A 232-nucleotide genomic window follows, 5' to 3' on the forward strand; every position below is an offset into this window, starting at 1 on the left:
GTAAAACATCATGTCGACGACAACCGAAACCCGTCCGGAAACGGCGGCGAAACCCGCCCAACGCGGAGGGTTCACCTGGGAGCAGGTCCGAGCCGCGCTCCCCGGCGCAGTCCGCAAGCTCGACCCGCGCGAGCAGTGGCGCAACCCCGTCATGCTCCTGGTCTGGCTCGGCGCCGCTCTGACGACGGTTCTCGCCGTCGCGGAACCCTTCATCGGCGGCGCGGCGGACTCC

1 protein-coding gene is annotated in these 232 nt (G+C 69.4%); it reads left to right on the forward strand.

Annotated features, from left to right (window positions below; translation table 11 throughout):
• Positions 1 to 10: 10 nt before the first annotated feature.
• Positions 11 to 232 (forward strand): hypothetical protein (locus SB658_RS27875; RefSeq protein WP_410603831.1); only part of this gene is annotated, 222 nt, incomplete at its 3' end.

It is taken from the genome of Bacillus sp. SIMBA_008 (genome assembly GCF_046535495.1).
Taxonomy (GTDB): domain Bacteria; phylum Bacillota; class Bacilli; order Bacillales; family Bacillaceae; genus Bacillus; species Bacillus subtilis.